At 38.7% G+C, this 8574-nt stretch carries 7 protein-coding genes and 2 pseudogenes; 4 read left to right on the top strand and 5 right to left on the bottom strand.

The genetic code is table 11. From position 1 onward, the window contains the following. The 3 genes and pseudogenes from BDW31_RS12040 to BDW31_RS12030 form a co-directional block, all read right to left on the bottom strand. Positions 1 to 128, bottom strand: a pseudogene (locus BDW31_RS12040) (IS6 family transposase); the annotation flags it as partial. A 127-nt stretch (positions 129 to 255) separates the two neighbouring features. Beyond that, complete coding sequence (locus tag BDW31_RS12035) at positions 256 to 1788, bottom strand: bifunctional metallophosphatase/5'-nucleotidase (protein ID WP_019467662.1); 1533 nt, start codon at positions 1786 to 1788, stop codon at positions 256 to 258. A 23-nt stretch (positions 1789 to 1811) separates the two neighbouring features. Further along, entirely contained in the window at positions 1812 to 3377 is a 1566-nt protein-coding gene (locus BDW31_RS12030; RefSeq protein ID WP_011303199.1) for a hypothetical protein, read from the bottom strand. Between the two features lie 254 nt (positions 3378 to 3631). Between BDW31_RS12030 and BDW31_RS12025 the strand changes: the two genes are divergently transcribed. The 4 genes from BDW31_RS12025 to phnE (BDW31_RS12010) all read left to right on the top strand — a co-directional run bounded on the left by BDW31_RS12025 (position 3632) and on the right by phnE (BDW31_RS12010) (position 7103). Then, a complete protein-coding gene (locus tag BDW31_RS12025) occupies positions 3632 to 4588 on the top strand; it encodes a phosphate/phosphite/phosphonate ABC transporter substrate-binding protein (RefSeq protein WP_053025651.1) in 957 nt (318 codons plus the stop codon). A 133-nt stretch (positions 4589 to 4721) separates the two neighbouring features. After that, positions 4722 to 5495, top strand: coding sequence for a phosphonate ABC transporter ATP-binding protein (gene phnC / locus BDW31_RS12020; RefSeq protein ID WP_053025652.1), 774 nt, complete (start codon positions 4722 to 4724; stop codon positions 5493 to 5495). 1 nt (position 5496) lies between these two features. Further along, the gene (gene phnE, locus BDW31_RS12015; RefSeq protein ID WP_011303196.1) at positions 5497 to 6291 is read left to right on the top strand and encodes a phosphonate ABC transporter, permease protein PhnE; all 795 of its coding nucleotides are present in this window, start codon (positions 5497 to 5499) and stop codon (positions 6289 to 6291) included. Then, positions 6288 to 7103: a phosphonate ABC transporter, permease protein PhnE gene (gene phnE / locus BDW31_RS12010; protein ID WP_011303195.1), complete on the top strand. Its 816-nt coding sequence runs from the start codon at positions 6288 to 6290 to the stop codon at positions 7101 to 7103. The genes phnE (BDW31_RS12015) and phnE (BDW31_RS12010) overlap by 4 nt, the downstream gene beginning before the upstream one ends. 62 nt (positions 7104 to 7165) lie before the next feature. Here phnE (BDW31_RS12010) and BDW31_RS12005 read toward each other — a convergent pair whose 3' ends face one another. Together BDW31_RS12005 and BDW31_RS12000 are read right to left on the bottom strand one after the other, a co-directional pair. Next, positions 7166 to 8164, bottom strand: coding sequence for an IS30 family transposase (locus BDW31_RS12005; RefSeq protein ID WP_110709683.1), 999 nt, complete (start codon positions 8162 to 8164; stop codon positions 7166 to 7168). A 131-nt stretch (positions 8165 to 8295) separates the two neighbouring features. Beyond that, positions 8296 to 8574, bottom strand: a pseudogene (locus BDW31_RS12000) (IS6-like element IS257 family transposase); the annotation flags it as partial.

Genomic DNA, 8574 nt, shown 5'->3' with positions numbered 1-8574 from the left:
TGAACGTTTACACCACGTTCACTTAATATTTCAGATATATCACGATAACTCAATGCATATCTTAGATAGTAGCCAACGGCTACAGTGATAACATCCTTGTTAAATTGTTTATATCTGAAATAGTTCATACAGAAGACTCCTTTTTGTTAAAATTATACTATAAATTCAACTTTGCAACAGAACCAAAATTTTGATATAAGAATGAAACACAGCCTCCGTATTGAATGCGGGGGCTGTGTTTGTCTTTAATGTAATCTATACTTCAACTTTGAAATCTGTCACATTCGGAATATCCAATTCAGGATGTGCTTGCAAGTAATCAATAATCAGCTGTGCACCTTCAGTCGGAATCGATTTGATGATTTTATCTTCACTGAACATTGGATAGTTGCCGCCGCCGACAGCACGGTAATTATTCAGTACGACTTCATAAGTTTGATGCATAGCAATCGGCTGTCCTTGATGGGTCAAACGTGTAATACGTTCGCCTTTAGGATTGCCTGCTTTGATAGTATAGGCAATACCTGACCAAATATCATAATTGTAATGCTGAGGCTTGGGTTCAACATATTCAGGGTTCACAATGACTTCTTGGTCTTGTACTTCAAAGTATTCAGCTGTTTGTTCCAAAGCATCTTTAATATCTTGTCCGCTGAGTTTCAGTACATTGAATGTATTAGGGAACGGATAGTTGTTTAAGACATCCCGCATTGTGACTTCGCCTTTAAAGCCGCGTGATAAATCAAATAAGGCAGATGCCGCAATCGGAGCATTGCTTGCTTCCATTAAGATGTAATTCAAGAAGTTAAGGTATGGATGCGGTGCAGTGCGTGCTTTAAATTGATCTTCAACGACCATATCTTCAGATAATAAAGTGATTGGGGCATCTAGCCATTGTTCAATATAATCGCTGAATTGCTGAAGCTCATCTGTCAGTACAGCTTTATCAGGATTATCATCAGTTAAAAGCTGTGCAGTCGCATGATGCACACCTTGATCATGGTAGTCTAAGACAATTTTGCCGACAGTATTGCCTTTAGAACCAGGCTGGATGACTGGGACACCGTGAATGACTTGTGCGATTTCACGATGCTGGTGGCCGGTGATTAAGAGGTCGATGTCGGTGTGGAAGCGGTCGAGTAATGCATAACCTTCATTTTCTCCAGTTAAGGCTTCCGTAGGCGCACCGCTTTCTAAATCTCTTTCAAACCCGCCGTGGTAACATACTGCTACAATATCAGATTTGGCTCTGACTTCAGGCAGCCACTGTGCCAATGTGCTTTCAGCACTTTCAAATGTCAGACCTTCAATGTATTCTGCTTTCTCCCAATGCGGGATATATTGTGTAGTTAAACCAATCACGCCAATCGTTAATCCCTCTCTTTGTAAATACGTGACACCATGACCAGTGAAGGGTTCGCCGTTTTCTAAAATGTTCGCAGATAAGACTGGATAATCTAAATCTGCTAGTGTGTCTTTGAGATAATTTAAGCCGAAATTAAACTCATGATTTCCGATTACACCTAAGTCAAAAACGAATTGATTATAAATCGCCGCCAGCTGTTCTGCAGATTCTCTTTCTTTCGCAAGATAATGTCCGATAGGCGATCCTTGAAGAAAGTCGCCATTATCTATACGAATCGTGTTTTTGTACTGTGCACTATCTTCTTCTATGATGGCTTTGGTATGCAAGAGCCCCATCGGTAATCGTTGTGTCTTGTCTTGATAGTCAGTTGGAAAGAGATAGCCGTGTACATCGCTGACGATATAGAATGCAAGTTGTGTCAATGTAAAATCCCCCTATGTGCGTATCAGTTAATCGTTATAGATTGTGTTTTCAGGTTATGCGAACCTTGTTTTAAACGCAAGTGTGCAGACCCTGAAGCATCAGATATTGTTTGACCTTTCAAGGACAGTGTCGCATTGCCGTCACTGTCTGTTTGAACAGATTGTGCTGCACTATACCCTGGTGATGATTGTGTGCCGAATGTCGCAAGCTGGCGTCCGCCATCTGCATAAATACCGGCACGCAAATCGTTTAAAGTTTGGTTGGCAGGCTGACCTTTAAATTGGATTTTGATAGTAAATGTTTGTCCTGCTTGAAGTTGTTCAGGCACATCGAATGCAATGCCATTCGTATTGATAGATGTACTGCTTGTATCCTCATCTGGTGATGAAGGCTGCTCTTCTTTTGGAGTTTCAGATTGTGAGCCTCCATAGCTGCCAGCCGCAAAAGTTGATGGATCGTACCATTTATAGCCTGCTTTAGGTTCTGACCAAGGTTCTTTTTGCGGTTCTGTTGATTGCTTTGGCTGTTCGAAATCTTTCAATGGTGTGGCTTGGTCTTTTGAAACACCGAGCGCTGTTATCGTTTCGGCATCTTCTTGTTTGCCGAGCCATGTTGTTAAGTTAGAGAGCAATTGCTGATTATCTGCTTCTTTAAAGCCGTCATAAGTTTTCTTTGTATCTCCGCTGTCTTCTCGTTTATATTTAGGTGTACTGTCTTCAACTAAAGATGAATCGCCGATGAATGCCGCTTTGCCTTTGCCGACTTTAGACACCGCGACATAAGGTCCTTCAGCTTTACCGCCTCCGGCATAGACACCTTGATCTACCGCATGCGACCATTTTTGTTCTGAAGATAAACCTTCAGGTGTATAAATAATGCCTTTTGCTTTATCAGGGTCAGTAATGGCTAACGTTGAACCTGCATGCATAGACACACTGTTGACATTATCTGTGATGCCCATCGCATCTTTGCCTGTTACCATATTTTTCGTTGTAAGATTATTTAAACCATTGTATCTAAAGCGTACACCAAAGTTTTCAGCTAACCAATCAGAACTGTTTACGCCTTGCATAGCCTCTGACTGCTTTTCATCTTGCGACATATCTTTGGTCATATCGTTGTATGCACCGCGGCGATAGCCGTTCATGGCTTCAGATGAATCAATTCGGTTCAAGTTGCGGTCTGCGTTGTAGTGATCAGAAATGAAAATAATACTGCCGCCTTGTTTTGCAAAATCAACCATAGCTTGTTGTTCAGAAGATTTGAAAGGTGTATTCGCTTCAGGAATGACTAGAATCTTTGTGTCTTTTAACTTTTCAGGCGTGATACTTGCCTGTCCGCGTAATTCTTTCACTTGATAACCTTGCTTTGCGATTTGGTTGGCATAATCAGAAAAGCCGCCGTCTAAGACCCAATCTGCCGCACCTGCGGTTTGGGCATGTGAATTATCCATAAGTACTTTGCCTTTTTCAGCTTCTCCGATAGTCGGTGCATCAGTGGTACTTTGTGCGTATGTATCAGGTGATGCACTGAGTAGTGTAGATGCGATCAAAACAGAACTTGCGACGTAACGATGGATTACTTTCAATTGAATGTTCCTCCTAAAATGGTTATGTATTTATTTTTATTTACTTGTCCTTTCATTATATTCGTAATTCTAGAAAGTTACATTCGATAAATTTAAGATTTACGATAACTTAACTAAAGTTTCAAATAATTTAAAGATAATCAACATTGCATAAATTATTTACTCAATCTACACAAATATTGTGTTGTTTTTTACTTTAATTCACTCATATAATAAATGTGTAACACATCGCAATACATATGGAGGAATGTTGAATGAGAAAGAAACATGCGTTAAAGTCACTCTTCGCTTTAATGATGGCAGTTATTTTATTCGTATCCGCTTGCGGCAACGGCAGTTCTTTAGACAATAAGAAAGAAAGTGATAAAGAGGGAGGCAGCGGGGATTACAAACCTAAAGAATTAACAGTTCAATTTGTCCCTTCTCAAAACGCAGATAAGTTGGAAGCGAAAGCAAAACCGTTAGAAAAATTATTATCTAAAGAGTTAGATATCCCAGTGAAAGTTTCAGTTTCAACGAACTACAACACAATTGTTGAAGCGATGAAATCTAAAAAAGTAGATGTTGGTTTCTTACCTCCGACAGCTTATACATTAGCGCACGATCAAAAAGCGGCGGATGTATTGCTTCAAGCACAACGTTTCGGAGTGAATAAGGACGGTTCAGATTCAAAAGAACTTACAAAGGACTATAAATCAGAAATTCTTGTTAAAAAAGATTCAGGTATTAAAAGTGTTAAAGATTTAAAAGGCAAAAAAATCGCGCTGCAAGATGTGACTTCAACTGCAGGGTATACTTTCCCGCTTGTTGAATTAGACAAAGAAGGCGTAAATGTCTTAAAAGACATGAAAGTTGTGAACATGAAAGGTCATGACCAAGCAGTCATTTCATTAATGAACGGCGATGTAGATGCGGCAGCTGTATTCAACGATGCACGTAAAATCGTGAAAAAAGACGAACCTAAAGTCTTTGATGAAACTAAAATTTTAAAATTAACTAAACCGATTCCAAACGACACAATCTCAGTGCGCAGCGATATGGATTCAAAATTCCGCGACAAACTGAATAAAGCCTTTAAAGATATTGCGAAAACAAAAGAGGGACACAAAGTCATCAGTGAAGTTTACTCTCATGAAAACTACGTAGACAGCAAAGATGAAAACTTCGATATCGTTAGAGAATACGATAAAAAAGTCAAAGAAATGAAGTAAGCACAAAGCAAACAGATGTTCTCCATCACACCATTTTAATGAGCGTATTTCAACGCAGTGAGGCTTGCAAGAGCACATTGAGTCCGTTGAATACGCTCGCTTTGTATTAAAGCGAGAAGGAAAGGAAATGAGTATGAGTCAAATTGAATTTAAAGATGTACGCAAAATTTATAGTAACGGTCATGTCGGTTTAGACCGTATTAATTTAAATATTGAAAAGGGTGATTTCGCAGTCATTGTCGGCTTGTCAGGTTCAGGAAAATCGACATTACTGCGTTCTATCAATCGGCTGCATGATATTACAGAAGGGGAAATTCTGATTGACGGCAAATCGATGACTAAAGCCAGCGGCAATCAACTGCTTGAAATGCGCAGAAATATCGGTATGATTTTCCAAAATTTCAACTTAGTCAAACGTTCTTCGGTGATGCGTAATGTACTCAGCGGACGTGTCGGCTATCATCCGACTTGGAAAATGATTCTCGGTCTATTTCCGAAGGAAGACAAAATCAAAGCATTAGAAGCTTTAGACCGCGTCAATATTTTAGATAAGTATAAATCACGTTCTGATGAATTATCCGGCGGTCAGCAACAGCGTATTTCTATTGCAAGAGCTTTATGCCAAGAACCTGCGATTATTTTAGCAGATGAGCCTGTTGCTTCATTAGATCCCTTAACAACTAAACAAGTGATGGATGATTTGAAGCGTATTAATCAAGAATTAGGTATCACAATTATTATCAACTTGCACTTTGTAGATTTAGCACGTGAATACGGCACACGTATTATTGGTTTGCGCGATGGTCAATTGGTCTTTGATGGCCCTGTTGAGCGTGCAACAGATGAAGCCTTTAATGAAATTTACGGCCGTTCTATTCAAGACGAAGAGAAGTTAGGAGTGAATTAGCATGGATCATGCGAAAGATTATGCGTCGATGTTAAATAACAAGAAATCGTTTAAGACGACTTTCAGTGCAGTCCTTGTACTTTTCTTAGTAATATGGAGTTTGACTTATACGGGATTTAGTATCGGTGATTTATTATACGGCTTGCCTCAAATCGGTGTCTTATTTACAGATATGTTTCCGCCGGATTTAAGTTATTTATCTCAGATATTGAATCCAATGTTAGATACGATTCGTATGGCAATCGTAGGTACATTTATCGGTTCTATTATTGCAGTACCCATTGCATTATTATGTGCCAAGAATATCTCACGTACGAAATGGATAGCAATGCCGGCACGTTTCGTGCTGAACATTGTGCGTACGATACCGGATTTATTACTTGCGGCTATTTTCGTTGCGGTTTTTGGGATTGGCCAAATTCCAGGGGTGCTCGCGGTAATTGTATTAACTATCAGTATCGTCGCAAAGTTATTATATGAAGTTTTAGAAGCGATTGATCCAGGCCCTTTAGAAGCCATGACGGCAGTAGGGGCGAATAAAACCAAATGGATTTTGTTCGGTGTCGTTCCGCAGGCACTCGCTTCTTATGTGTCTTATGTATTATTCGCCTTTGAAATTAATATTCGTGCAGCTGCGGTACTTGGTTTAGTCGGTGCCGGCGGTATCGGTCTCTTTTATGACCAAACACTCGGCCTGTTCCAATACGATAAAACAGCAGTGATTATCTTATTTACACTATTGATTGTAGTCATTATTGACTTCATCAGTTCGAAAGTGAGGGAGCAACTCACATGACGACAATGAGTAAAACAGAGTTATTGAACAACTACAGCAATAAGCAGAAGAAAATCAAATATACCTTAACAGCACTAGTGGTTGCGGCACTTTTGATTTGGGCTTTTGCCGGTATGCCTGCTTTAGAAATCAAAGACAAATCCCGTCAAATTCTCGGTTCGATATTACAAGGACTAACTCATCCGGATTGGGGCTTTGTCTATCAAAAAGGCGGAGAAGACTTGCTTCATGGTTTGTTAGAAACCTTTGCGATTGCAGTAGTCGGAACAATATTAGCTGCGATTATCTGTATTCCTTTAGCGTTCTTAGGCGCAAAGAATATTGTCAAACTCCGCCCAGTCACAGGCACAAGCAAATTTATCTTAAGTATTATCAGAGTCTTTCCTGAAATCGTAATGGCTTTAATCTTTATCAAAGCAGTAGGACCAGGATCATTTTCAGGCGTGTTGGCACTCGGTATTCATTCAGTAGGGATGCTTGGAAAACTCTTCGCAGAGGATATTGAAAATATCGATTTAAGTGCAACCGAATCGCTTAAAGCATGCGGCGCAAATAAAATTAAAACATTAGTATTTGCGGTCATCCCGCAAATCTTGCCGACTTTCATGTCATTAATTCTTTACCGTTTTGAGTTGAACTTGCGTTCGGCGTCCATCTTAGGCTTAATCGGTGCAGGAGGTATCGGTACACCATTAATCTTTGCCTTGCAGACACGTTCATGGGATCGTGTCGGAATTATATTAATCGGCTTAGTAATTATGGTCGGTATCGTGGATTACATCTCTGGCAAGATTAGAGAGAAAATTGTATGATTAGAACAATAAATAACCATGGAATAACGATGTGATTCCATGGTTATTTATATCTTCAATTGTCAAATTAAGTGCAACACCTTATCATTGAAAAGCTCTGCTGGTGTTTTCCAATCAAATCGTTTACGAGGACGTGTATTCAACTTATAAACATAGTGTTCTATTTGTTCTTCTGTAATGTTATCAATATCAATACCTTTGGCTATATATTCTCTAATCAATCCATTTGTATTTTCATTAGTTCCACGTTGCCAAGGGGAATGAGGATCAGGAAAATAAAATGGAATGTTATCTAACTCTGACGTAATTTCTGGATGTTTAGAAAACTCTTTACCTCTATCTGGTGTAATAGATAATCGTTTATTGTTTGGTAAGGTGCCAAGTAAATCTACGATTTTCTGTTTCACAAACTCAGATTTCTTTTTAGGTACTTTACCACAAAGTAAATAGCCGGTTTTACGATCTACTAATGTAACAAGACAAGATTTTCCAGTTTTTCCCATAACAGTATCGGCTTCCCAATCTCCGATTCGTTCTCTATCATTAATGATTTGAGGTCGATCATGTATTGAATAACTTATTCTAATTCTACCTCTATTTTCTTGATGACTTTTAGTGTGTCTAGTCTTACCTCTATGCCTTAACAATCTAATACATCCACGGTTACCGTGACTTAATTTAGGCGGATCAAATAGGCCTAAATAAATAGCACGGTAAATAGTATTATAACTAATAGCCAGGTGAAGCCCTTCACTTTTCAATCGGTTTGCAATTTGTTCAGGTGACCACTGTTGATTAAGAAATAAAAATTTTACTTTATCAAATAAAATCTTTGATTTTAATAATAATTTACGTCCGCATTTTTTCTTATTGCACTTGTAATTATTATGAGCATATGTAGGGCTGTAGCTTCCGGAGGAAGCGTTTCTAGCTAATTCACGAGAAACAGTTGATGGGCTTCTGCAAATATCTTTAGCGATTTTTCTTAAAGAATATCCTTTAGCCTTAAGAAAGAATATTCTTTCGCGTTCTTCTATGGTAAGGTGTTTATATGAGTCCATAATCATCATCTCCAGTAAAATTTTGTCTTCGCAAACTTTATTTTACTAGATTGATGATTTTAGGGCTCTTTTTGGTTCTGTTGCAAAGTAAAAAATATAGCTAACCACTAATTTATCATGTCAGTGTTCGCTTAACTTGCTAGCATGATGCTAATTTCGTGGCATGGCGAAAATCCGTAGATCTGAAGAGACCTGCGGTTCTTTTTATATAGAGCGTAAATACATTCAATACCTTTTAAAGTATTCTTTGCTGTATTGATACTTTGATACTTTGTCTTTCTTACTTTAATATGACGGTGATCTTGCTCAATGAGGTTATTCAGATATTTCGATGTACAATGACAGTCAGGTTTAAGTTTAAAAGCTTTAATTACTTTAGCCATTGCTACCTTCGTTGAAGGTGCCTGATC

The sequence above is a fragment of the Staphylococcus sp. AtHG25 genome, assembly GCF_003217445.1.
GTDB classification, from domain to species: Bacteria; Bacillota; Bacilli; order Staphylococcales; family Staphylococcaceae; genus Staphylococcus; species Staphylococcus haemolyticus.
This window is presented reverse-complemented; position numbering and strand designations above follow the sequence as displayed.